This window comes from Clostridium pacaense, from assembly GCF_020709765.2.
Classification (GTDB): domain Bacteria; phylum Bacillota; class Clostridia; order Lachnospirales; family Lachnospiraceae; genus Enterocloster; species Enterocloster hominis.
In genome coordinates, this window is record NZ_JAJFEB020000209.1 from 1 (window position 1) to 239 (window position 239).

The following is a 239-nucleotide window of genomic DNA, read 5'->3' on the forward strand; positions in this document are numbered from 1 at the left end:
CTTGTGGTTCCACAAAGACATGGCCGCCTGGACCGCCTCATCATCCTTCATGTTCAGGAACACTTCCTCGACCGTTGCCTGTAACTCCGGCTCCATCCCTGTCCAGACCGCAATGGCGTCATTGGGAATATCCCCCTCCGTGAGGTAGAGCACCCTCACCGGGAGTTTTGCATTCGACAACACATTACAGTATTAACTTTTAGGGTATATAATCCGGTCATTGCTTTCGCCTCCTTTCC

At 51.9% G+C, this 239-nt stretch carries 1 protein-coding gene; it reads right to left on the reverse strand.

What is annotated here, in order from left to right; translation table 11 throughout:
* Positions 1-180 (reverse strand): hypothetical protein (locus LK536_RS59050; RefSeq protein ID WP_506092367.1); only part of this gene is annotated, 180 nt, incomplete at its 3' end.
* Between the last annotated feature and the right edge of the window lie 59 nt (positions 181-239).